Origin of the sequence: Pseudoalteromonas luteoviolacea, from assembly GCF_001750165.1 — a bacterium.
Classification (GTDB): Bacteria; Pseudomonadota; Gammaproteobacteria; order Enterobacterales; family Alteromonadaceae; genus Pseudoalteromonas; species Pseudoalteromonas luteoviolacea_G.
Genome location: NZ_CP015411.1, coordinates 1346926 through 1371285 on the forward strand (window position 1 = coordinate 1346926; position 24360 = coordinate 1371285).

13 protein-coding genes are annotated in these 24360 nt (G+C 41.5%); 4 read left to right on the forward strand and 9 right to left on the reverse strand.

What is annotated here, in order from left to right; all coding sequences use genetic code 11:
• Positions 1-58 precede the first annotated feature (58 nt).
• The 7 genes from S4054249_RS05885 to S4054249_RS05915 are packed head-to-tail and all read right to left on the reverse strand — an operon-like array spanning position 59 to position 18726.
• Positions 59-4159 carry a capsule biosynthesis protein CapB gene (locus S4054249_RS05885; protein ID WP_046356607.1) on the reverse strand — a complete coding sequence of 1367 codons (4101 nt, stop codon included), beginning with the start codon at positions 4157-4159 and terminating at the stop codon, positions 59-61.
• Positions 4149-8417, reverse strand: coding sequence for a hypothetical protein (locus tag S4054249_RS05890; RefSeq protein WP_046356606.1), 4269 nt, complete (start codon positions 8415-8417; stop codon positions 4149-4151). Before S4054249_RS05890 ends, S4054249_RS05885 begins: the two co-directional genes overlap by 11 nt.
• Positions 8396-9160, reverse strand: a complete 765-nt coding sequence (locus tag S4054249_RS05895; protein WP_052960996.1) for a hypothetical protein — start codon at positions 9158-9160, stop codon at positions 8396-8398. The genes S4054249_RS05890 and S4054249_RS05895 overlap by 22 nt, the downstream gene beginning before the upstream one ends.
• A complete protein-coding gene (locus S4054249_RS05900) occupies positions 9147-11438 on the reverse strand; it encodes a hypothetical protein (RefSeq protein WP_046356605.1) in 2292 nt (763 codons plus the stop codon). The genes S4054249_RS05895 and S4054249_RS05900 overlap by 14 nt, the downstream gene beginning before the upstream one ends.
• Positions 11425-14538, reverse strand: a complete 3114-nt coding sequence (locus S4054249_RS05905; protein WP_046356604.1) for a poly-gamma-glutamate biosynthesis protein PgsC/CapC — start codon at positions 14536-14538, stop codon at positions 11425-11427. The genes S4054249_RS05900 and S4054249_RS05905 overlap by 14 nt, the downstream gene beginning before the upstream one ends.
• Positions 14538-16508, reverse strand: a complete 1971-nt coding sequence (locus S4054249_RS05910; protein WP_046356603.1) for a hypothetical protein — start codon at positions 16506-16508, stop codon at positions 14538-14540. Before S4054249_RS05910 ends, S4054249_RS05905 begins: the two co-directional genes overlap by 1 nt.
• A 10-nt stretch (positions 16509-16518) precedes the next feature.
• The gene (locus tag S4054249_RS05915) at positions 16519-18726 is read right to left on the reverse strand and encodes a CapA family protein (protein ID WP_145924982.1); all 2208 of its coding nucleotides are present in this window, start codon (positions 18724-18726) and stop codon (positions 16519-16521) included.
• Between the two features lie 240 nt (positions 18727-18966).
• On the opposite strand from S4054249_RS05915, the gene tyrR reads away from it, so the two are divergent.
• Positions 18967-20523 (forward strand): transcriptional regulator TyrR, encoded by a 1557-nt coding sequence (gene tyrR / locus S4054249_RS05920; RefSeq protein ID WP_046356700.1) that lies wholly within the window; start codon positions 18967-18969, stop codon positions 20521-20523.
• A gap of 19 nt (positions 20524-20542) precedes the next feature.
• Here tyrR and S4054249_RS05925 read toward each other — a convergent pair whose 3' ends face one another.
• The gene (locus S4054249_RS05925; RefSeq protein WP_046356602.1) at positions 20543-21037 is read right to left on the reverse strand and encodes a hypothetical protein; all 495 of its coding nucleotides are present in this window, start codon (positions 21035-21037) and stop codon (positions 20543-20545) included.
• 165 nt (positions 21038-21202) lie between these two features.
• Between S4054249_RS05925 and S4054249_RS05930 the strand changes: the two genes are divergently transcribed.
• Entirely contained in the window at positions 21203-21742 is a 540-nt protein-coding gene (locus tag S4054249_RS05930; RefSeq protein ID WP_046356601.1) for a thioesterase family protein, read from the forward strand.
• 30 nt (positions 21743-21772) lie between these two features.
• Here S4054249_RS05930 and S4054249_RS05935 read toward each other — a convergent pair whose 3' ends face one another.
• Positions 21773-22423, reverse strand: a complete 651-nt coding sequence (locus S4054249_RS05935; RefSeq protein ID WP_080928372.1) for an OmpW/AlkL family protein — start codon at positions 22421-22423, stop codon at positions 21773-21775.
• A 288-nt stretch (positions 22424-22711) separates the two neighbouring features.
• Between S4054249_RS05935 and dapE the strand changes: the two genes are divergently transcribed.
• Together dapE and S4054249_RS26505 are read left to right on the forward strand one after the other, a co-directional pair.
• Entirely contained in the window at positions 22712-23878 is a 1167-nt protein-coding gene (dapE, locus tag S4054249_RS05940) for a succinyl-diaminopimelate desuccinylase (protein ID WP_046356599.1), read from the forward strand.
• Positions 23879-24201: 323 nt separating this feature from the next.
• Entirely contained in the window at positions 24202-24354 is a 153-nt protein-coding gene (locus tag S4054249_RS26505; protein ID WP_155401387.1) for a hypothetical protein, read from the forward strand.
• Positions 24355-24360: the final 6 nt, after the last annotated feature.

Here is a 24360-nt window from a genome sequence, read left to right on the forward strand (position 1 = left end):
AATGACTGGAATTTATTATTCTTAAAATTAAATTTCATATGGAATTAGTTAAAAAGTACTAATTTTTTGAGTGGTGACTTTTCTTCCGTTTCTGTTGAAGGGCCAACCAACCGGGTTTCTGGCTTCGGTTTAACGCTGCCAATACTGCAATGGCCTTCTCAAGTGTTATTCGCTGTGAAGCGATGTCTTTATATACTTGTTGTGCCGTTTTTTTGCGTTTAACAGCTGCGCCTGCATCTAAAAATGATTCTACGACTTGTAGTACAAATCGAGTCACACGGTTTTGTTTTACGTCGCTAGTCTCCTCCTTTGATTTAGGGTCTTTACTTTGTAGGCGCTCTTTTAAATGCGCTATTTCAGCTTGGCTAAATTCGTTTTGCGCGTGCGGTAATTTACTTAGCTTACCAAGAAAGTCATTGAAATAGTCGTGCTCTATTGCGCCAATTCGAGAAGTTTGAGCGAGTTTAAGTAGTCCCTGTCTAAATTGCGCCTGACTTATGTGAGGAGTCAGCAAGTGCTCGCAAGTTTGATGTAAGTGGTGCCACTTTTGCCATGCATATACATAATTAAGTCCTGCACCTTTGATATTTTGCATTCCAACAATCAGCTGATGTTGCCCATCCAGTCCGAGTTTAGCGACTTTTTTTGTGAGCTCATCGGCGCTAATGTACGGATTTTCAATCAGTCGAGTGCGTGCAGAAAGTAATGAATTTAGGTGTTCAGAGATTTCTTTTTGGTGTGTTTTTAGTTCTTCTATCGACATGATTGTATGAGCCATATGCCAGCCTTCAACTAAGTGATTCAAGTAACGACGTTGGCGCCCGCTACTGACATGTTGTTCAAAAAATGCAGCCATATGCTCTGTGTTCTGTAATGTCTGACAATCCAAATGTGCTTCTGGTAGCAGCGCATTTAATTTATCGCAGAGCATTTGATCTGAGGCCAAACACTTAAATTGTTCGAGTAATTTTGCAAGGTCCTCTCTATCATTATTGTCAATGATACGAGTTATGCGGGCATGTAATGCTTGTTTAAAGTACGCAAGGAAACCGTCAACATTTGTTCCAATCACCACAATGTAATCAAAAGTTAAATCCTCAATCAGTATTTGAGCAAAAACTTTGGTGCGAGCAATTCGGTCATTGCGATTATTGATAAGGGCGATAGTTTGCACTTTAGGTTGTTGGCTCTGACCAAATAAGTTGAGGCGTCTCCAGTTTTCTATCGTAGCAAGCCGTTCATTAGCTGACATACTGTTGACAAAAGACTGTGTGACATTACCTATTGGCGCTTGTTCAAAGTGCTGTAACACACCTATATCAGGTACGATGCGCTCGGCTGTTTCTTTAAAAACATAGTCCTTGTTAATCCCGATGTATTGCGCCATTTTACACACCAATGCGATGTTATCAGGGTGTTCTTCATAGGGGTAGAGGGCCCTAATATCGTCTGTAATTTGGAAGCCTTCCCCCCAATGAACTTGAATGAGCGTCGAGTCTTTTTGTTCTGCTGATTTATTGAGTACAGGGTACATACTCTGTTCAGCAGTAAATACTTGTGTATTTGACCCAATAAATGAAGACATCTCAGTGGCAACATCTAAGCCTGTTGGACCTAATATATCCTCATGATCAGGGTAGGCGTTGGTGATCGTTGCGAAGTTATCATTCATCCAGCGACGCAAGATCCGCACATAGCGTGGGGTTAACCCCATACACTCCCACAAAAACACGTCTGCTTTGACTGATTTGGCAAATGCTAAGACGTCGCTTTGCTCCCAAATACTGGCTTTATCAAAAGGTCGAAATAAAGGCAGTTCATGCTGGTCGCCATTACTGGTGGTGTAGATCATCATAGCTTCACACCCCGTTGTTTTGGTGATAACTTTTAATGCAATACTACTAAATAAAGCAGATTTTAAACGTTCTGTGCCTGACTTCCCTCGTGTTCCCCAGCCACCTATTGAGATAGGAATTTGTTTACGATTACGTTGTATATCTTGGCTTACTTTAATATGTCGGGACCAAAAATAGGCTATAAATGCACAGACAAAAAATACCAGTTGACCGATACTATTTTGGTATATTGAGTATAAGTATTCTTTAAAACCAAGGCCTATATTAATGAGCGCAGTGGTGATAGAAGCGCGTGAAAAGAGCTTAGCAATACTTGATTCAACGGGGAATTGCGCTTTAAGTGTTGAGCCATAGCCGATAAATTCCATTTGAAAACCAAGCTTTCTGATTGCATCAATATAATTTTTTTGTTCGAGATCCCCACCTTTTCTAAGCCTATCTAATGCCGCAAATTTTAAAGAAATATGCCAATATGCGCGGATGCGTTGAATGAGCTTTGGGGGGCGAGTAATGACTAAAATACCATCTGGTGTATAGCTTTTTGCCTGCTCAGGAAGGTGATCTTGACTCAGGATCGACAGTAAATAGTCTGGCAGTGGTAGGTAAGGTCTCGCACTGTGCTCTTTTAAATTGTAGAGCGCCTCTCCGGGGACATTGGTTTCACTGATCTCCGCTGTTGAACAACTCGGTACATGCAGCTCTGCAGAAGGTTTTTTGGCTTTGGTATGGCTATAGCTTTGGCGTTTATCAGTGCTGGGCGTGAAGAACTCATGCCAGAATCGCCAAAACCTCCGGCCCTTTAACGTACCATTGTGGATCTGCCATTGGCCATCTCGCTGATAACCATTAAAGCCAAGCTCTGACTGGGCAATATAGCTGAGTGCTCTGCCCAAATCTTGATGATCAATATTGCTTGGCGCTGTAATCGTGTTGTCTAATGCGAGTTGGTCTTCAATGCTAACGATAAGCTCTTGTATATAAAAGCTATTTAGTTGTTCTCGTGTTCGAGATATAAAGCGTTTTACCGCAATATTGGGTTCTTGCTCTAGCTGAAGATTAAGAATGTCGATAAATTGTTCAAAGACAGAATCAGGGTCGTCAGTTTCGAGTTGAATATTGAGCATGAGCCTTGCGCTTTGCTCTAAAACAATACGCTTTATTTCGAAGCTTTCGTCGCTTTGCAAACACTGCTTCCAATGTTTAAAGGCAAAGCCATTTTCGCTAAACCTCGCTGCGGTGAGCTGTTTGACCAGTGTAAACCGAATGGCATTTTCAGTCTCATTACGAAATCGATTCTCCAACAATTCAACGGCAAAGCTATCTTCATAATTAGGAATACATTCAATCGTTGCTTGTCTAACCCGGTGATAAGGGTGAGTACTGAGTTGTTGGAGTAGTTTAATATCTGAATCGGTTAAATTTCTTTGCTGTATAAGTACCTTAGGCATCGCAACCAAAATAAAGAGCTGGTCGTTATTTTTAGGTTTTTCAGCAAAATCATTTATCGATTCGGCAACTTTTGCCCACATAAAGCTACGAATGAACGTGGGCCTTTGATGGATCAGGATTTCTAAAATATCGATGATAGCAAGGTAAGGCGTATTGTCAGCTTCTAGTAGTTCAATGAGCTGGGCTACCAGCTCAGCATCTAGTTCAGGGTCAGCGCTAAATTCATGGATCAAAGAGACTTGATTGACGAGTGCACGGATCATACCGTGTCGAATATGTAGACTGTTACTGTGTGCGAGTAAATGAATAAAGAATGGTTGCAAGTCGAGTTTTTGCCAAGCAGTATTTAAGTCATCTTTACTGGATCGCAGATACCGGTTGGTAAGCGCGCCTAATTTGGCAATTAAGAATTTTAAGTCTTGCTCAATTTCGGACACCTTAGATTGGTAACGTGCAATAACGGCACCTTCGTCGAACCAACGTGCGAATGCCAGTTTATCTTTTTGTAAATCAAGTCGTGAGGCGCCAAGCTGCTCGGCATACTTTAAAATGTGTAATTCTTTTTCTGCTTTTAATTCTGCTTTGTTCAATCTTTCTATAAAGCTTTTATAATCAGCATCAATGGCTTGTAAGTTACCGTGAAAGCTCTCGATTTTATGACGCAAAAAAGCGATGGTTTGTAGTAGCTGCCAGTATGAAGTCTGTTCTTGTTCTGGTTTGTTTCTTACTAACTCCCAGCTGGCTAATTCGTCTACGAGTTTTTGATATTTATGCTGATAAAGGTTGAGCCAAAATTGCTCTGTGTCGGCAAACAATAGGTCTTCTAGTTGTCGTTTTAATGTTTTATCTGCCATTGATGTCTTGCTCTAAAAAATGGGTCAGTTGTAGAGATTCAAATATAATTTCGTCATGGGCAAATGGAGCAAAACCGGTATTTTGTAAGTTACCTAAAGTCACCTCGAAGCGCACGTTATGGTTGTTTCTAAACCAATCTTGGGTCCAGTTTAAGCTGATCCACCCCGCTGTTTGCTCGCTGAAATCAAACAATGTTTGCCAGCTCAGCGAGGTTAAATACTGCCAAGTTGCGTTTGGACGATTTTGATCGGCAAATACGTAGCTACTGCTGAGTCCCAGAGTAAAAATATGCCCTTCGTAGTATTGTTGCCAATTACCGCTAAACGTTGCAGTGTCTAGGCTCGTCCAATCTTCATTGGAAGTGGTACTTATTTGGGCGTTAAATTGGCTATCTACCCAAGGTTGATAGCGGATGCGGTAACCGCTTCGCCAGCCATGCATATGGTCAGCACGATAAAAGTTATACATATCTTGACTGATGAATGGATCATCTAAATATTCTTGTTTATCTATGCTGGTATAATAATAATAAGGTTGCCACCACCATTGATGCCTAACAGAGACATCATCGCGCCAAATTTGTCCGATGGTTGCATCTATATGGCTAGTTAAGTGGCTTTCTTGAGCCAGCTCTGCCTCTTGCCAGCGGTTATATACGCCAATTTCACCATACCAAGGGCTGTCGTGATCTAACCAATTGTATATGCCGTTTATTGCTAAAGACTCATAACGTAAATTATTGATTCTATAAGCCCCTTCAAGTCGATACCAGTGTTGTCGGTATCGATTCCTGAGTCGTATTCCAAAATCAAGGCGATGGGCTGTGTCGATCGGATCGTTGGTTTGAAAAATACCATCTCTGTCATAGCGCATAAACCCCTCAATATGCGTCCGATTACCATTGGCACTGATCAATGGTTCATTGAAGTGCTTAGCAAGTCGCTCGAACTTCAATTCTGCTCTGTTTAGTTTTAGAGGGGTAACTGGAGGAGCAACTGCCAGTTTTTGACGATTCATATTGAGTCGCCAAGCAAATAGTCTTGCAAGACGCGCATAGTCGCTCGGGATTTCGATGTTACCAGCAGGGTAAAAACCAACCTCCTCTTGGCGGAGTTTATTTTTAAAGCGTTCAATTTTAACCAAAGCGTCTTTATCGAGCTGCGCTAAGATTGGTTGCGAGCGCGTAGCATAATAGAACAGTTGACGCTGGTCCAGCTCAATACTCTGCCAAGTCCTACCACTTTTCACCTGTACTTCAACTTGAAGAATTTGCGATAAATAGGGGTTTAACCAACGGACCTTTACAATGCCGTTGTCCAGTTCACTTTGGGTCAAACCAAATGGACTTTGCCGATCAGATACGGGCCAAGCAACTTCGTCTTTGCCCGTATCTATTGCGACCAAAGTGGCGGCATTTGATACCAGTTCAGCATCAGAAAAGTGAAATATCAGCCGTATTTGCATTGCTTTTAGCTCACTGAAATCTAGAGACAATGTATGATACGGCCGGATCGTAATCCCTTTGACATCATCTCTTTTGGCAGTATGGCGACTGATCTGTTCCGCAATACTACGTGTTTCTATTGGTGAGAGGTCAACAAGTTGAGTGCCAGCATAATTCAGGTACTTTTGCAGGGGGACCCAATGTCCAAAGCTTTGTACACGGTCGTGAAGTTTTGACAGTGAAGCTGGCATGTCTAGCCCATTAAGCTTGGAGAATAAGGCGGTAAACTCATGTTCAGCTAACGTGCTGTTTTCAAGTCGATATAAGCTGTTATTGAGCAATGTTGTGAACGCAGCGGTATTTTGTGCATTGGTGGTATGTAATAAATCCAAAAATGGCGTACCGAGTGCAAATTTACTCAATTGCTGTGTAGAGTAAGGGTTAAAGTGGGCCTTATCAAAGATCTGAATTTGTGCAAATGTGGTTTGTTTGCTGCTTAATGTGAGTGTCTCACCTGCGTGCATTGAGATCATACTGTTAGACGCGACAGATAAAGGTGCTTCAATTGGCGTCGTGACTGATGTGGTCGACAATATATCACTATAAATTGGCATAAAATAAAGCTGGTTGTCTTTATCAAGATGTAACCAAGCGATACTACTTTCATCGGATTGCATACCAAAACTTCGCGCACTTACTTGAATATTGATATCTGAATGGGCTGTGATAGATATTGGCTGCTCACCAATTTGATAAGCTTTATAGGCGGCGGTTTCAGCAACCAATTGGACTTGTTTGTGGTGGACAATATCATATCTAGGTTGTACCTCAGGTAATTGCCCGTCATAGGTAGTGTAACCTAACCGGTTATAGATATGGCCTGAAATATGCTGTTTATCATGATCTAGCCATAGTGTTTCGAGCAGCTTGCCTTGGGATAATAAAGTGCTGCTCAGCAACTCGGCACACCCTTTGAGCTGTTGTTTCAACGCACATAAACCCTGAATATTAAAAACTTGGTTAGTTTGCTGATAACGACTTAGTAGACCTTCTGCGGCAAAATTACTTAAAGCTGTGTTTGGACTTAGCAGCAGCGCACCTAGATATCGCAGAACAACATTGTCTCGGTCAAGTTGTGTCAGCAAGGTTAAACGCAATTGCCAAGCACGTAATTGCACATCAGTAAAAGGGCTACTCAATAAAGTCCTGAGTTTGGGCAGTGCTTTAGTAGGCGACTGTTTTGCGAGGTATTCGACCTCACCGAGTTGGTACATCCAATGACTTTTTTTGTGGTTTGTTAAAGGAGTGGTTATTGAGTTAGTGTCTAGCTTGAAGTTGGATAAGCTATTGATGTAGCTTTTTACCTTATCGGATTGTATTCGTGATAAAAGAGCCGAGGTGGTTGGGCTTTTTTGTGCGAGTTTGCCTGGTTGCGAATAAAGTAGTTCGTTATTGGGCAGTGGTAATAGAGTTCGAATTTGTAGGGCGATTTCTATTTTTGCATCACTGGCTGAAAAAACTCGGATATGATCTGTATCCATAGCAATATCCAAGCTTATGGGCGCAAACCCGTGTTTTGGGTTCACGGCTATTTTATGGCGCACAGTGTTGATGTCGACTACCAGTTCCGCTGAACGATTCGTTCTGATATACAAAAGCGCATTATTTGTGACCCGTTGTTCCTGGCTCAAATCAAAAGTCAGTGACTTGGCAAGACGGTTATACTGCAACATATTGTTTGTCTGACTTTGGAATAATTGTTGTTTTGCGGTGCGCGCTGTTTGGTAAACCGCAACCAGTCTTTTATGTGTCGTCAATGGTTTTGACCCATTGCTCAGGGGGGACAAAAATGTTCCCGTTGATATTGTGCTAATAAAGTCTTGATGGCGTCTTAGTTCAAGGGCAGTGGCCTGTTCAGCCCTAAACTGTGTGAGCTGGTTGATATTATTGTCAAAATAGATTGTGTGTAACGCATTATCTAAATTATTGACCCAATATGGATTAAGTAGCTTTTCTTGATGCTTTATTGCGGCATTTTGATCATAGATAGCACGGTGCATTTGCTCGAGTTTAACCCAAGTGTGACTGCTACTTGATAAAGTTAAATAACTATCTGCAGGGACGGCCAGATAGTCGACATTACCTACACCTAGTTTGTGTCGTGTGTACTCTTGCGCTTGGGCTTCTGATACGTTGATTATGCTGATCGGTATATCATTCACTAACGCGACTACTTTGCCACCTCTTTGTAAATCATATAAATCACGATGCACGGTGAGCTTTAACTTTTTAGCCTGTTTAAAATACACCTTTACACTTTGCTGACTGTGCAATGGGTAGAGTGTGGTGTGTTCTTGTGCCAGTGCGATGGTTTTTCCGGGCATGGGTAATTCAACTGCACGGCGAAAAGGATCTCTATGGGTATGCTGATAGCCTCTCCATATTTTAAACTTACCATCTTGCTGGTGGTTGATGACTTTGAAAATACGTGACCGAGTAGAAGCACTTATCTGACACATACTCTGTTGACATAGCCATTGTTGGTCAGTGACTTGCATTAAAGCATTGACGGTTTGACCTTGCCAAAACGACAACGATTCAAGTGTGTCATAGGGTGTTGAAAGCCATTGGCCTGCAGGTAAAAATAAATATTTAGCTTGCTGATGGACGAGGCTAATATCAGCGGCGCTGCGCTCAAGTTCTAAAGTCTCTATGTCATACCATTGCACATCAGCTTGCATGTTGGCATCTTGCGCAAGACAGGCGGCACTGATTAAGCTGAAGATCGCAATCAACGTGAATATGAGAGGCATAAATCAAATTGCTCCATACTGGTTGATTGAGAGATAAGTCTTTTTCGCATTGGTTTACTGATTTCTATATGAATAAACCGGTGAGGGGCCAGCCCTATTTTGTGAAGAACATTTTTTGTACCGCCTAGTTCGAAAATATCTTTTTGATAAATGAACGTATGACTACTTAACCCCATTAAACAGCCTTGTAGCTTGGTCAGTTTGGCATTATAACTTCTACCTTGGCTGAGGATAAAATCTGCTTTTTTCCCCTCAGGAGATTTGCGCTTTTTTTGATTAAACCCATGTAGCTGAAAAATTGCAGCATTGGGATGGGTATAGTGAAATGCTTTAACCGCAGCTATATGTATCCCTTGCTTGCGCTTAGAGTAGTCCATTGGCAAGTCATCGGGGCTTTGACTGTGCCTGTGGTGGGTATTATACACCATCATACTACAGGTGTTTTCAAACAAAGACTGCCCGATTTTGAGTGTATATTTGTCATGAAATTGATGTGGCACCGAGACAAAGCAAGGGGGAGCCGCCACACGGTAAGTTAATACACCACCTCCATTGAGTGCAGAGTTGGCGATCAATGTATGTATGGGGCTTCGCAAAGTCCCTTGTTGCTGATATTCCCAGGGCGCAATGGCTTGAGGCTTTGCCACCCAGCTACTGATTTGCTGCCATTGTAATTGCGTCTGTGCAAAGCTGTTAAAGCTCGTAATGCTAATGAGCGCCGAGATAATGTTATGTATTTTCATTTTGCCACCATAATGGAGTAAGTGGTTGTGCGCTATGTTCTTCTAAAATACTTATCCACATGTCATCTTCAGCTGTGATAGCAAATTTTTCAAGTGTTTGCATGTCTGTCCCTATTTTTATTGTAATGGACGGATAGCTGACAATATCGGTTGATTGTGGATGTAACATAAATGCAGGGTTTTGTGATGGCATCAGCGCATATCTTTTTGCTGCAACTGTATACTCATTAGTTATACCCGCTTGGTATTGCCCTTTAAGGTGTGTACTGATAATAAGTGGGATTTGCTCATTCTTTGAAGCTGGATAAACAAAAGGTTTAATCACAATTGATAAAGGCTTATGTTTGTCTCGATAATTTAACGACAGCACATCACCACGGTTTATTTTGTATAGCCTTGTTTTGATAAAGTTGCGGTTATTACCTTGATTTATAAACAAGCTGTTTGCCATGTTTGCTCTAGCAATTAACTTGTCATCGTTGGCATTGTTTGTTGCGTTAAACTCTATATATTGTGGTAAGCTTTTCATTAAAGCGATGACACTCGGGGTCTTAAGCGTAGGGTCCTGAACAGTACTTATTGAATGGATGCTATCGAGTTGTCTAAAGTGCACCGGTGTGGGTTCACTGAGAGGCTCAAAGTAGTTAGCAGGACTATAGACAAGTGCTGTGTTGGAAATTGGGTGCTGGTCAAACAATGCTTCTGATGCATAGTCTGTTTCTTTAAGAACAGGTAATGGCGGCGCCTCGAATAAGCGCACCTTGAGAATTTGCTGTAACTCAGTAAAGATAAATTCATTGGTGGCTTTTTGTGCGAACCATGCGCCAATTTCAACAAAATTGGTCAAAGGGTTGTCACATAATTGCTCACAGACGACATTCTGATAGTGGAAATCACGACGTCTGCTTTGTAACTTAACGGCGACGCTGCTCTGACTTGAGATACTGAGTTTAGCTGCATTTTTAGGTAGCCTGAGGTAGTACTTCTCACTCTCATTGACAGCTTGGCGCAGTGTTTCCGGTGTAATTAATCGATCAAATTGCGAAATGCGAGACTCTAAGTTTATTTTATGGCGGGCAAAAGCGCTATTTTGTGCGTCGTATAGGGTGATCAATGCATGTGAGTCTTCAGCATCTAAGCCTCTGATGTCTAAAACTACATCACTTCCGCCTGCAACGGTGTACATAGCAGGCGTATCTGTTGTTAGAACATAGTAGTAGCTGTGTAACGCCGCAATAGGTTGATCCAGCTGAAACCATTGAGTGAGTGCAGGTAGGCGTGACTGTACTGTCAATAGCCCAGGGCGGACTTGCTCAATTTTATATAAATTGTCACTCACATTTACAGCTTGAAGTTCAAATGGGGCATGTTGTTGGCTCAGGTCATGCCATGTAAGGCGTAATGTACTCAGAGGCACATTGGCTGAAAAATGCAGTGGCTCAGCGCTTTTGACTCTAAAAGTTGCCGTTAAATTTGGTGCGGTATAAAAGCTATCTAGATCCCACTGCTGCGCGGAGAAGTCATAGGTTATGACGTTGTAGGGAAGGGTCTCGTATAATATGTCACTGACAAAATCAATATTTGGGATCCCCTGAGGTGCTAATTTCTGCCAGTCATATCGCACGGCATTGGTTAGTTCCCAAGCTGTGAGGGCATTACCACCTAGTGTGTGATAGTTTAACATTCTTTCTCGCCAATCAAGTGGCAACTTTAACCAAATTTGTTGACTATCATCTGTATCAGTGGGAGTTTGCGCATGGAGCCTAACAACAACGCCTCTGAGCGTGTCCTCTTCAGGGATGAGCTTTAATCTAATTTGACTTGCGGTAGGGTAGCGAGAAACATCGATATAAAAAGATTGCCCAGAGGCAACTGACAAGGCCTTTCTGTCTTCGATAATCTGTTTTACTTGTTGTTCTTGTGCAGCCAGTACTAGTTTAGAGGCATGATGATAAGTGTGCTTATCTAACAGTGTTCCCTGATTATCAAACAGTTGGTATTCAATTGCATAGTTAACTGGCTCATCAAATACTTGTTGACCCTCAAAGATGGCATTTGATAATAATCTAACAGAGCGGGTTCTGGATGATGAAAAATTAAAGGCGATATATTTGTCGTTCGGCAGCCAATGTACAACTGAACGCGTTTCTTCTTCGCTGCGCTCTTCTAATTGCTCCGCAGACACCAGCCATAAAGCCCCCTTAAAACTTATCCATAATATTAATAAAAGTAGTACTGAGCTGGTAGCTAGGTGGAGTAGTTTTTTAATCCAATACATGCATTGGCCTCCCTATAGCGTAATTGAAGTCCTTTATTGTCAATACCTTGTTGCTAGTGGGCGTATAAATCGCAAGCAATTTGTTTTGCAGTTTAATAGTGAGCGCCAGTTGCTGTGATTGCTCAATTCGCACTGCTTGCAATTGACACTCAGAATGCTTTTGACAAAACTCAGACAGGAGAGGTAAATGTTGGTCTTGTGAGTATTGTTCGGCGAGTTGTACAACCTTATGTATAGAAGGTGGACTATCCAATACCCAGTCATTAGGGCTTAATACCAATGTATTCAATGATTTGACTTCAGGTAGTGTTGATACAGCTAATAACCGTTGTAATAGAGCTTGCTCAGAAATCGCAAAATGCTGCTTGAAATCAGAAGCAAGCCACAATGTCGCTAATTCACTGACGGGGCTAAATAAGCGATATCCTGATTGTGGTGAAGTGCCTATTTCTAGTCCTCGGGTCTCTACTTGTCCGCCAACAACTTGGGTATTAACACCTAGGTCATTTAAAGTCTTTTGCAGCGCGTCTAATGTTTCAGTGTGTTGTACATCTGGATGGGTAAACTGAAACGCGATAGCACTGGGCCTAATATACGAAGGTGCACTGTGGCTGCGCACTTGCAGGCTTAGAACAGGCTGTTCAGCGAAGTATCGTAACGTACTTTGGTGCATCACGTTAAATAGACTTCTCACATTTCCAGGGGCCATTACATTGGCTTGTTCATTTGCATATGGGTGTGCGCCGGCAATCAATAGGGCTTTGGCCCCAGTGCTAGCAAAAAGCTGACCTGAAAATTTCAGCGTGTTACTTTCAAATAAAGGTCGCGGAACTTGGATATTGAGCATAGCGCTTGGGTGAAGGTTAATAACATATAGGCCTTGCCCTTGCTGTAGGCTTTGTTGGTTATTAAGCGGCGCTAAGACAATATATTGTGCCTGATCATTATCTATAATTTGTAATTGGTAGCCCATCATGTTGGCAATGTGATTGATTCGCGCCAAACGATTAAGCTCATCTTGGTCAAAGTCTCGATCGGATTGCTGAGCCACCAGTTTGTAAAGGGGGCCAAGAATTTCAAATTCCCAGAGGGCCGCTTCGTTGTTATTAAGTTCTTGATAATGGTTACTGCCTTTTGCACTGATATAGGGGGCAAAGCTATCAATGACCTCGTCGAGGTTAGCGTCAGTAAAAGAGGCTGCGACATCGTTGCCACTATCTGCGCTCAACACCACTTCAGACAGTAAGTTGGAATAACTCGCTCCATCAATATATGCCTCAACCATTCTTCCGTTAAAATCGGGGGTTGGAAGACTACTACTGTGCAACATTCCAAATTGGCCGCGTTCAAACCCCATTAAGTTTGTTAGCTGCCTTTGAGACAATGAAGTGGGTAGCTGATTAAAAATCCAGAATTGGCTTTTTACGCCGTATGGGCTCAATTGCAGGTGAACACGTGTGTATTGGTTGACTGAACGTATTTGTAAGACTTCTAACTCTTCAAAGACAGAGAAAAAAGCGTTGTAATAGGGACTTTGTTGTGACACTTGCTGTGTAGCTATTGAGGGGGTGAATTGCGTACCTAGCACGAGGGCATCACTACCAAGTAATTCAAATAAAAGACCCGCAGCATCGCTTGCGACACGTTCACTGGAAGGAAAAGGGACGCTAATTACATGGGATTTATTAGACTGTTTAGATAATGCAAAAAAACCTCTTACACTGCTCGTATCTGTATCCTTGATATATATATATTGCTCATCTTCAGACAAAGAAAATTGTGCCTGAGCTAAAAGACGTCTTGCTAAAATGATGTTTTCTTGGTCTTTTCGATCTCTATTGAGTACGCGAATCGCACTGACAAAATGTTGGATGGATTGCGCCTGCTGATACTGGCTAATCGATACAGGCTCACTTTGTTGTGTATAAAGGTAACTTTTATACGCACTTATTTGCTGGCTTAGTGCAATTTCGGTATTGTCATTTGAGCTAACTTGGGCAGGCTGTGTGGCAAAAATTGCAGGAATAAACATGATTAAAAAGCCGGTGGTGATCGCAATGAGTCCACCGACTATAGACGTTTGAAAAGTTGCACGTATTACTAATCCCAAGGCATTTTTTTGATATATTTTTAATGCCAGCAAGGTCGATAACATGTAGCCAAAAGCAAATGTATCTGTGACCTTCAATGTGGGATAATAATGAACGACCACATAATTCAAAACAATCTTGTATAAGAAACCGATATTGAAAAAGAACAGCAGTAATCTCGCTCCTTCAAAATTTGCATGGCGTAGCCGAGTAAAGGTTAATATCGAGCCACCAAGTATTAAGATCACCGCGGTTTCAGCAAATGACGTAAGTAATTTGCTGGGTTGCATTAATTGCAAAGCCAGAAGGGCTGGCAGCATAATGCCGTTAAATTCCCACCCATATTTAATATTGGCACGAGAAGCAATAAAAGCGGTGATCACCAAGATAATATAGGCTTTGGGAGCAGCGACAATTGAGGCCGCAACCGCTTCATACATGATTGCTAGATTGGCGATACTGAAATTGGTAAAAGGCATCAGAACAAAACGAACCAATAGATATGTCACAAAAAGTTGGATCAGTGTGACACGCATACCGTATTTGAATCCGCCATTCCACATAACGTTTGCGGTTAGAGCAATGATGACTAACCCTAAGCTATATAGTTGGCTAGAATAATCAAAAGTGATGTCCCATTGTGCTAAGTACATTGCAACAAGAGGCCAAAACAGAGTATCCATCACGACCCGAACTAAAATGCTGATCAGAATGATGGCAAAAAACCGGTCTCTGCCAAACATTTCACTATAGCCAAAACGTTCCATTATCGTTTTTGCACTAAATAACATCGCTGCATAAACAACGATGGCTTCTATAATGATCACGACAGCAGATACGGGGGTGACGATAAATAATGGTACTAAATAACCCGGTACAACCAAGCCGGTTAGAGGAAATCCAAACCTTAAATTCAGCATACAAACAACGGCGATACCTACCCAAACAGTTGTGATAACCGATTGGCCCAGGCCACTGCCAGTAGGAAAGAGTTGTAGCACCCACTCCATTAAGTCTGCACCTTAATTTCGTGATCCTCTGGATCAACCGGTTGCATCATTTCAAGCTGTTTTAATAGAAGAGCTGGATCTTCCAATTGCTTAATCAAGTAGGAAATATCAATAAATTCAAACAGGATACCTCCCACTTCAAAAGGCTCGCCGATACTGCTGGTGGAGCGAGATGCACGTAATGAGCGAATGCTCAAAATGAAAGTGGCTTGCCCTAACTGAGCAGGCATGTAGAGCTCACCTTGCTGTAAGGTAATGTAACGCAACTTTCCTTTGGCTTTTTCACTGTCTAAATGTGTGACGCGCTCTAACAAATCCAGTGCGGTCATTTCAAATAGTGACATCTCATTATGCTTGGCTATCTCTTCTATTTTTTGGTTGGTTTGTACCACCTGCCCAAATAGATTAAACATAATTGCGGCAGTGTGGATTTGATTAAATACGTGCTCAAGTGTTGAGAGCTTCTGTTCCATATCGCCGATAGATGATTTTACTTGTTGGCTCAAAGGTTGCTGCAATGCGAGGGTTAATACTTTGGTTAGCGCACTGGTATTGGCTTTTTGTTGATTTTCGAATATTCGAAAATGAAATAGGAGCTCACCAATTTGGTTGGCAAATCGATTGACATTCTGCACGAAGCGCTCTTCATCAAAGTACTCATTAGGCTCAACGGTCATAGCCCAAAAGCCTCGAATATCACCAGCGTACATGAGAGGGACGACATATTGTGCTTCTGCCTCTTTGAGATCGTTGAAGAATGGTCGTGTGATATGAAGTGCGCCAAACGCTTTAATAGCATCTGAATAGGGTGGGCGTTCGTAGTCTCTGCGCATTTCATGAATATCAGAAAGGCTGCAATTGATAGCACGGATCTCATGGAGCCTATGATCGCCTTCAGTGCGCGCGAGAAAGATAGACCGATTGAGCGCAAGTTGCTGGTTTACTAATGTAATTATTGCATCCCAAGGACTACTTTGCGCACTAAAAGCTTGCGGTAGATATCGTCCCATCATGCGTTGTTGCACGTTACCGATAATGTCATTTAATTCTATTTCTTCCACCCATTTTCGAGAGAAGAAAACCCAAAGCAAAGTTACAAGGTTAGTAAAAATTACTTGCCCAGTTGGTAGAAAATAGTCAAAAAAACGTACGCCAACATATGCTGAGAGAGTGGAAGTTAAAATCACCGCACATGCAATAAGTAATCCCGTGTTAAAGCTTGAGCGCTGAAAGGTTATGATCAGAATCGTTAAGATTAAAAGCTGTAATGCAGCTGCATACGAGACAGGCATGAGTGTTACCAGTGTCTGCTCGGCAAAGTTATCTGCAATGTATGCGTGTAGGTAAACTGGATCTTTGAAAGAGTTTATTTTGGGTGCTCTTACAGGTAATGCAAATGCTAATTGGCGCTGTGAAACTAACACCACTTTATCTTGTAGTTGAGCCGAAAAAATATCATTGGAGAGCAGTCGCTTGGCGCTAAATTTTGTCAATGCTTGTGGTGCGAGTGAAAAGTCTACTAATTTACCTTGTGCGTTGTATTTTGGGTCAAAAATATTTTGCCAAACATTTTTGCATGTTTGTGGCGTATCTTGAATAACGATTTCATAGCCTAGCCAAGACTCTACTTTAGGTAAGCAATACCTTGGATCTGAGTAAGGAAAGTAAACGTTATCAAAAGAAAGCTGCTGATTACCTGACACATGATTGAATATGACAATCGCTTTTGCTTGCTGCGATCTTAATTTTGAGATGATCTCTGTTTGCTCGGCTACCAGGTTATCTGACTCAATCACAACTATCTGTGTGCTTTGTCGGTTAAGATTTTGACTAAGTTCAAGATAAATAAGTGCATTAAGCTTGTCCAAGGTACCACTTAGCGTGACCAATAAAATGAGCGCGCATAGCAGCATAGTAGACCAAAAAGTCTTTTGCCGTTTGATAATAAAAAACTGCTGCTTTATCGACACTTTGAATTACCTAATCAAGAGCTGAAAATTCAAAAGATAAAGTCACGTTCTGTTGCGTTGTAACCCTCAAAAAGTCTAGGCCATGAATGGTGTTGTCTTGCCAAATATTGTCGGACAACGAAATATCTTTTTGCCATGATATTAAGGCTAAATCATCTAAGATGAGAGTGGCTTCACCATTGTCAGGTGGCGAGTGTAAGTACGTGAGCTTGACTGCACGAGCAGGCAGTTGCTCTGGCCCTAGCGTGTTTGTATCATCAGGCAAAGAGAAACTATATTCAAACTTGCGCCAATCATATTCACCAGGCTCTGCAATACGTAAGGTTTGTTCAGAAAAGAGTAAATTGTCTTCCGATGTAGTGATGGATAGTTCAACATCCAGCGCCCCCGCATTCATCCCTTTACTGTACCCATACAGGCTCATCTCATGATAAGCCTCTAAAGTAGATTCGTTGGGTGTAATTGGCATGGTTCTAATCGTATGTTTAAAAGGCATGCGTAATGGTCGATTGTCAAATTGAGTACGTACTAAGCACATTGCCTGTCTGCCGTTGCGTGCGCCAGTTAAACAGGGGGTGATATTGTCGCTTTCATTTTCCCAACGTGAAACTTCTCCAAAAGTGTCATCGTTATCCCAATCCTCGAAGTCACCAAACAACATTAAATCTCTACCTAACTTCAGCGAAACAGGAGTGTTGGAGGATACCTTAGTTAAAAAGGCGTTGCTCGGTACAAATTCTCTTAAATCAACAATATGCTGGCCGGGACTGAGTGTAACTTGTGCTGTTTCTACGGGGTTTGGGGCCTGGGTAGTATAAAAGTCAATATCTGCGTACCCTTGTCTTGGGATCACAGAGACTCCCCCTTGCGAGAATTCACCTAGTCGCCTCATTAAATAGTCGCTCAAAAAGCCGGTGACTAATTTAGGTTGGTAGTCTTCTAAGTATATAGGGTATGCTCTGGCACGAGTGGTTTTTGGTGTTGACTTGGGGGACACTTCTAGGAGCACGGCGACTCCAAGTAGCGTTTCTATTCGGTTTTGCTCAAACACAAAGTTACCCAGTCCCAGTAGCACAGGTGTATTATTCAGTAAGCTAAACCCTTGGGCAACATGCGGGTGATGTGCAATTAATAGGTCGGGTTGTAGGCCACTGAGCAAATTAAAGCGATTCGAAATATATCGAGTGGGCGCATACGAATATTCATCACCCCCATGTAGTTGGGCGACAGCATAATCACTTTGTGTGATTGCTTGCTCCACAGCAGAGATTGCTTGCTGACTTTCAGTGAGATCTGCAGCCCCCCCTTTTTGTGCTTCTGCGACATAATTAATGGGGTTGTCATCGCCAGTGATAGAAGTTGCAGAGACGAGTCCGATTGACATGCCCTTGACTGTGGTGACAAGTGGCGCGTAGGCTTCTGTATTGTTATTGCCTACGCCGCTGAAAAGCAGTCCTGCTTCCGATACGTATTTTACAGTATCTTGCAAACCTAATTGCAAATAATCGTAGACGTGATTATTACCCAGAGCAACGTAATCGACGCCAATTTCGGTAAGCCCTTGGAGTGTTTCAGGCAATGAGAAGAATGCAAACTCTTTAGTTGGGTGAACACTTGTTGGGGTACTTAAGATAGGCGTTTCTAGGTTCACCGATGCGAAATCAGCATGTTCTACCAAGGGCTTAATGTAGCGAGTAAGTTCTATGGTATCTTGCGCGGCTGATCCTGCTCGAATAAGCGCACCTTCTACATCGGGCACAGAGTTCCCCATGGTGGTTAAGCTCGGATCCATGTAACGTCGGCCAAACATCGTATCACCGGCAAAAAATAAAGTTAGTGAGTCAGCCGGTTTTGCGTTCATGTGTAACTTGAGCTGAGAGTTTGTGTTAGACACCTGCACTGTGCTCAATAACGGTTCAAACCCTTCTTTAAGCACTGTAATACTATAATTACCTTGTTTTAAGGCGGGTATCGAGATGACGCCATTTGTATCGCTTTGATAAGTGTTACCTTCGATAATGACAGATGCATTCTCTACACCTTTATCCGAAGCGTCTAAAAGGCTTATCTGCCACTGTATTGACTCTGTTTGCTGTTTATCTTGCTCTGCTTGTTCAGTTTGTTGTGACTCAGTGGGGCCGGTTTCATAGGGATCTTCAACGGAGCACGCGCTAATGAAAATGGATGTTAGAACTATGGCTACTATTTTTGCTTTCATTGGCTCTCCAACCACTTATGTTAACATTGTTTAGTTATTTAGTATTATAAATTGCATGGTGATCAGCTTGCAATCTTTTATTCTTATTTAAATGCTTTGTATATCATGTATTTATTATAGGTCATTATCATTAATTATGACTTATAAAATATCTGTCCAAAAATGTTTACAATTTGCTAGGCTGATGACTATTCTTAGAGTATGATCCGCCCAGAGGTAAAAAACCGTTTTGAGGAACAGATGCGTTTAGAGATTCATTGCGCCGACCGTATAGGTATTGCACAGGAAATACTCAATATATTGGTTAACTATCGAGTTGATTTAAAAGGGATTGAAGTTGATTCTGTGAATTGCCGTATGTATGTGAGCTTTCCCCCCATTGAATTTGAGCAGTTTCAGAAAATCATGCCTGAAATTAGGCTCATTGATGGCGTTGAGGATGTTCGTACTACGGCTTTCTTGCCATCAGAGCGTGAGCACAATGAATTAAACACGTTATTAAGCGCATTGCCTGATGGGGTGATTTCAATTGATGCCAAGGGGGGTGTCAGACATTGTAATGATGCGGCGTGCAGAGATTTAAATCTATCACTGGATGAAGTCATCGGGAGTAGTATTAATTTACTATTGAAAGGGTTTAACTTTACCCGTTGGCTTGAAGGCAGCGAAGTACTGGGCCAAACAACCCGAGTAGAAGTTGCTGGTGAAGACTATATTGCTGATATCTTACCTATTTCTGTGCCTCAGGGAACAGAAGGGGATGTCTTGGCGGGCGCGGTAATTAACATTAAGTCGCAAAGTCGTTTAGGGCAACAGGTCAGTGCTTTTAGGCGCTATGGCCAAGAAAGCTTTGCAACCATCCATAATCAAAGTACAGCGATGAGACGCGTAGTGCGTGAAGCGCGCAAGATGGCACAATTAGAAGCGCCTATCTTAATTACGGGTGAAACGGGAACTGGTAAAGAATTGCTGGCAAGGGCATGTCACTACGCTTCAAATCGATCTTTGAAGCCTTTTATTGCGTTGTCATGTGCTTCTCTACCAGATGATGTAGCCGAGTCAGAGTTATTCGGTTACGCGAGCTTTGATGAGCAAGTGCCCACTAAACGCGGTGTATTAGAGCAAGCCGATGGTGGTACCGTATTTCTTGATGAAGTGGGAGAAATGTCTGAGCAGTTGCAAACTAAGCTGCTGCGCTTCTTACAAGATGGCACCTTTAGAAAGGTGGGTGATGAAAATGAAGTAAAGGTCAATGTACGTATTATCGCTGCAACGCAAAAAGATTTGCCCGCTATGGTTCAAGAGGGCGGTTTTAGAGAAGACCTTTACTATCGTATTAATGTACTGACTTTGGAAATAGCGCCACTAAGGGATCGCAAAGCAGACGTTAAACCGTTAGCAGAGCATTTTATTCAGAAATATGCGCAACAAAACGGTCAAGCGGTGCCTTCGTTACACCCTGAGTGTTTAGAGTTTTTAGAACAGTACCCGTGGCCTGGAAATGTCCGTCAGCTTGAAAATGCAATTTATCGTGCAGTGTCATTACTTGATGATAAAGAGCTACGTATTGAGAATATGCAGCTGCCGACGTTCACTCATGATTTAGGATATCTCGAGTCAGACTTTGAAGGCACACTTGAACAAGCGGTAAAGCGTTTTGAAGCGACCTTGTTAAGAAAGCTCTATCCTGCATACCCGAGTTCAAGGCAGCTAGCTAAACGCTTAGGCTTGAGCCACACAGCTGTCGCAAACAAGCTCAGAGAGTACGGCATTAATCGAAAAACGGTTAAAGTTTAGTGCACCGTTAAATGGGTACCTATTTTTTGGTACCCATGCTTCTTGTAACTCCTTCTAATCTGACATGCTTGACACCAGACTCATCGAAATGCACATCAATACTGACATTGTTTCGGCTAAGGAAGTAATCTACGTTGTTGAGAGTGAGGAGATAATCCCCTTTAACTGGCACCTTAAAGTCTTTTTTCACTAATTGCAGCTTATTGGTACCAATTTGCCACTCAAAAGCTTCGATGTAACCAGCATTAAACTCTTGGATCCAAACTCGAGACTCATCTTTACTTAACGTTAATGCAATAGAGTAAGACTCAGGCAACTGAGACATAGAGTACGCTTTTTTGCCGATGCGAAATTTTTTATCAGCCGATTGCCAGCCAAAACCAAAATCAAAGCTTTTGGTGATCCCCGTTGGGTAAGTCACCATGCCTTTACCTGCTAAATCAAAGTTAGCAAGGGTATGATTACTAAAGCTTAGGGTGGCAATAAAGAAGCTAAGTTTGAATATATTATTCATAAATAAATACTTATCTCGAAGATAAAGAAAACTTAATCCAGTTTATAAAATAAAGCAAGTTGCTCAAAATTTAACATGTCATTAAATATATAACTGAACACGCTTGTTGCAATTAAAGGCTATGATACACTGGCAAGACAAATTACTGGTTAGACCAATTGAAACATGAATTTATACTTTCGACTATTGCTTCTATTTTGGAAAATTAAACAAAATAAAAACTACGAAGGGATGTTGGATCCAACAACTATTGACTTTAGAGCATTGCCAACTGACTGTGACATTAATTTGCACCTTACTAACTCTCGTTATTTGGCGATGATGGACATTGCTAGAACTTGGATGACAGAGCGATTAGGGCTTTTAAATAAAATTCTAAAAAGAAAGTGGTTTCCGATAGTTAATGCGACGGCCATTACTTATATCCGTGATATCAAGCCTATGCAAAGGTTTTCTGTGACCACGCGTGTGGTGGGTTGGGATCATAAATACTTTTACATAGAGCAGAAATTTCATTCTAAAAAAGGGTTACATGCGATAGCCTATGTCAGAGGCGTATTTAAAAGCCGACAGGGAATTGTTGCAGTTGAGGATTTATTAGAACTTGCTGAGTTTAAAGGAGAACAGCCTGAACTCCCGACTGAAGTTGTACATTGGAAAGAAATGCTTGAGCAAAAAAAGGCAAATAACAAAAAGGCCACGTAAGTGGCCAAGATTGAGAAATTTACTCTTAGATTAGAACGTATATTTAGCGCCAATCATTGCAACAAATGGGTCGATTTCAACATCTGATGTTAAAGCTTTGGTGCCATTCGCGTAAACCGTTGCATCTGTATCTATATCCATTTTTGATACCATGACATGTAAGCCCCATTTGTCATTAATTTCATAGTTTAAGCCTAACTGTAAAGCCAATCCAAATGAGTTATCCAAGTCTACTTTTACATCGTCTGTGCCAAGTGTTTGTTTTAAAGCAGCAGTTGGCTCTTCATCGAAAAATACGGTGTAATTTAAACCTGCGCCGATAAATGGTCGTAGTTTGGCGCTTTTATCAAAAAAGTGGTACTGCGCTAAAAGCGTTGGCGGCAAGTGTTTAATATTCGCGATGTCATTGCCTGCTAAACCACCTGCCCCTTCAACAGTGTGAGAAAAGGGGGTCGCAGCCACTAATTCAAAAACAATATTGTCGTTGTAATGATAATCGAATGTGATACCAAGTTGCGTGTCTGAATCTGCTGACAGGCCTAGTGCTTTGTTTTCATTAATTGCAGATGCCGAGTCTATAGGGTTTACATGAATAGCACCTACGTTAACACTAAATTGTGCATGAGCAAGTGGCGCTGTTACTAATAAAGTTGAAATCAAAGCAGCTGTTAGTTTATTCATTTTCATCTCCTGAACCTAAACAAGGTGGTTCTTTTTAATGACTCCATAGTAAGGACTTTGATGAAAAAAAAGCTGTTCTAGATCAAATTTGACTTTTCATCTTTCAGAATTTTTTGAAAGTTTGATTTGGATTAAGTTTTATCATGTATGAGAGTTGCAAATTATATATAAGTACAATTTAGCAGGACTAGATTGACTCAGATTTAGTCATAAATATGCAATTAGCCAGTCATATTCTGGACACCTTTCTTACGTTTAATGAGAAAAAAGTCAGATAAATGGTTGCTCATGCCTTACCCACTTCAAAAAAACGCTAAAAACTTTCCAAGTGTTGTTTCTATTTTACAATATTTGATCAGAGCCAACTCAGTGACACCAAATGATGCTGGAACAATCGCGTATCTCGCTCACCAATTATCCCAACTCGATTTTAATATAGAAGTGATGGAGTCAAATGGAGTCAAAAATTTGATTGCCCACAGACAGTTTGGTCAGGGTTCGACTTTTGCCTATTCCGGGCATGTAGATGTTGTGCCGGCAACCGCAGAGGGTTGGTTAGTCGAGCCATTTTCTGGTGATATTATAGATGGCGTTATTTATGGTCGAGGAGCTGCTGATATGAAGGGGTCTGTGGCTGCAATGCTAAATGCCACAAAGGCCTTTTGTAAGTCTAACCAAGCTAAATACGGTACTTTTTTTTGGTTAATCACGTCTGATGAAGAAGGCGAAGCGACTGATGGTTCTGTACTTATTGCTGAGTATCTTCGACAAAACGGAATATCATTAGACGCTTGTCTCGTAGGTGAGCCAACATCTCACAAGCAAGTAGGCGACACAATAAAAAATGGACGTAGGGGGGCTATCTCAGGTCGTTTTACTGTACATGGTAAATCTGGACATGTTGCTTATCCTGAATTTGCGCTCAATGCTGCGCATATCGCTGGAAAACTGGTCACTCAGTTATCTAATCTCGAGTGGACAAAGGATGTGCCGGGTTCAAAAACAACTCTTCAGGTCACAGGATTAACTGTCCCCGACATTGTAGATAATTTGGTACCAGCCATATGTGAAGTAACATTTAATGTACGTTATAGTCACGGATACAAAAGCCATGATATTTGCCAAAGGCTTGCCGATATAGCTCAAAATATGGAAGGTGACATTAAAATAAATTGGGAACGCCCATGTGAATCCTTCTACACAGGTAAAAAATCAGACAATTGCTTCTTATCCTTGATTGAAAATGTCATCTCTGAAGAGCTAGGTCAATATCCATCCCTCAGTACAGCCGGAGGCACATCCGACGGTCGTTTTTTTGCAAGCGAACAGACACAAGTCATAGAGTGTGGTGTAAAAAATGAAACCATACATCAAGTTAATGAGCATGTGGCAATAGCAGATCTATTGGCCATAGAACGGATTTATAAACGCATACTGTTTAAATACTTAGGCTAGAAGTAGCTGTTTAAACCACAAGTGGTGGGTTGATGGCTTTGGTTCAGTCAATGTCCTGGGCATCTAAGGCTATATCTAATGGGTGTTATTTTTGTATTCCGTTATACTTATGTGACAACTTTGATAGGGTCATTGCAGGCCAGATAAGATTCATACTGGCTACTCTAGTTACACAGATGCAGTACTCAGTAAGTTGAGTAATGTTCAAACTTATTAGCTGAGCAAAAATGTATTAGATACGATATCCTTTTTATTCGACATACACATATATGCTCTGCCAAGATTCCTTTTTGATTTAAGTGACGATAAATGGAAGATATTAAATGGAATTAACTACTACAGCTTCATCATCAGATAGAAATGATGACCCAGTTTTTAACCAGCGACATTTACATCTCAATACGCTATATCAAGTTCAGTTGGAAAATGAAGAGAGGGAATTGTTTTCTTGTTGTATGAGAAACGCTCAGGTATGATCTGTA

What these genes read in the sequence shown, in the direction of transcription:
- S4054249_RS05885 (WP_046356607.1), bottom strand. Translation starts at nt 4,159, where the DNA reads ATGGCAGATAAAACATTAAAACGACAACTAGAAGACCTATTGTTTGCC.
- S4054249_RS05890 (WP_046356606.1), bottom strand. Translation starts at nt 8,417, where the DNA reads ATGCCTCTCATATTCACGTTGATTGCGATCTTCAGCTTAATCAGTGCC.
- S4054249_RS05895 (WP_052960996.1), bottom strand. Translation starts at nt 9,160, where the DNA reads ATGAAAATACATAACATTATCTCGGCGCTCATTAGCATTACGAGCTTT.
- S4054249_RS05900 (WP_046356605.1), bottom strand. Translation starts at nt 11,438, where the DNA reads ATGTATTGGATTAAAAAACTACTCCACCTAGCTACCAGCTCAGTACTA.
- S4054249_RS05905 (WP_046356604.1), bottom strand. Translation starts at nt 14,538, where the DNA reads ATGGAGTGGGTGCTACAACTCTTTCCTACTGGCAGTGGCCTGGGCCAA.
- S4054249_RS05915 (WP_145924982.1), bottom strand. Translation starts at nt 18,726, where the DNA reads ATGAAAGCAAAAATAGTAGCCATAGTTCTAACATCCATTTTCATTAGC.
- tyrR (WP_046356700.1), top strand. Translation starts at nt 18,967, where the DNA reads ATGCGTTTAGAGATTCATTGCGCCGACCGTATAGGTATTGCACAGGAA.
- S4054249_RS05925 (WP_046356602.1), bottom strand. Translation starts at nt 21,037, where the DNA reads ATGAATAATATATTCAAACTTAGCTTCTTTATTGCCACCCTAAGCTTT.
- S4054249_RS05930 (WP_046356601.1), top strand. Translation starts at nt 21,203, where the DNA reads ATGAATTTATACTTTCGACTATTGCTTCTATTTTGGAAAATTAAACAA.
- S4054249_RS05935 (WP_080928372.1), bottom strand. Translation starts at nt 22,423, where the DNA reads ATGAATAAACTAACAGCTGCTTTGATTTCAACTTTATTAGTAACAGCG.
- dapE (WP_046356599.1), top strand. Translation starts at nt 22,712, where the DNA reads ATGCCTTACCCACTTCAAAAAAACGCTAAAAACTTTCCAAGTGTTGTT.
- S4054249_RS26505 (WP_155401387.1), top strand. Translation starts at nt 24,202, where the DNA reads ATGGAATTAACTACTACAGCTTCATCATCAGATAGAAATGATGACCCA.